The organism is Psychromonas sp. Urea-02u-13, assembly GCF_002835995.1.
Classification (GTDB): domain Bacteria; phylum Pseudomonadota; class Gammaproteobacteria; order Enterobacterales; family Psychromonadaceae; genus Psychromonas.
In genome coordinates this window covers 1-978 of the sequence record NZ_PJBZ01000212.1, presented here as the reverse complement: position 1 = coordinate 978, position 978 = coordinate 1, and the positions used below count along the sequence as shown (strand labels likewise).

Sequence of the window (978 nt, the reverse complement as noted above, 5' to 3'; positions counted from 1 at the left end):
GACACCAACCCTTGCTGTTCTAAAAACGTATTATTGATCGCAATATTGATCCCTTTAGTTTTAGAACTACGGCATGGGCCTTTGCTGGTTATGCCACAAGAAATGGCGAGACGTTCCGGTACTCCAAGCTTCATTAATGATCTCACTTTGGTGCGCGGTTTCCGCCACTGTCGCCAGTAGCACATCCGTAGTCTACGGCGGACCCAAGTATCTAGGTCAACTGTTAACTGGTAGGCATTGGCAATGAGAAAATAGTTTCCCCATCCTCGTAGATATTGATTAAGTTTATAAATTTGCTTTTTCATGGCAATTCCCCAATTTCGGTTGGTCAATGTTCTTACTTTATCTTTAAATCTTTTCAAAGATTTAGCGTGAATCAATATCCGACCTCGTTGGAAAGCAAAGCCTAAAAACTTCGAACCTGAAACAGGTCCAACGCGACTTTTAGTTTCATTCACAATCAATTTCAAACGTTGGCTGATGTATTGTGATATCCCTGTTTTGACCTTATTGCCGATATGCTGAGACTTCACTAAAATGATGATGTCGTCGGCATAACGTGCAAAATACAATCGCTCTCGTGTTAGCTTTTTATCCAATTCATCTAATAAAATATTAGACAGAAGTGGCGATAAGGGGCCTCCTTGCGGTACGCCCTTATCGGATGGAAACCAAAGACCCGTTTCTTTTTCCGCAATACCGGCTCTTAAGTAACGTCCAATTAATTGCATCAAGGCTTTGTCTTTGATTTTCCGACCGAGCCGATTCATGAGCATGTCATGATTAACTTCATCAAAGAACTTTGATAGGTCAATATCCACGGCTATTTTGTACCCTTGTTTAATACAAGTTTGTACGTAATTGACCGCTTGATTAGGACTTTTACCGGGACGGTAGCCGTAACTATGAGGCGAGAATATAGGTTCAAAATAAGGGCTGATCACTTGGCTAATGGCTTGCTGGATCATCCTATCTATA

1 protein-coding gene is annotated in these 978 nt (G+C 41.3%); it reads right to left on the bottom strand.

Going from position 1 to position 978, the window contains the following annotated elements; translation table 11 throughout:
• Positions 1–968 (bottom strand): reverse transcriptase domain-containing protein (locus CXF74_RS21445; RefSeq protein ID WP_332870287.1); only part of this gene is annotated, 968 nt, incomplete at its 3' end.
• Positions 969–978: the final 10 nt, after the last annotated feature.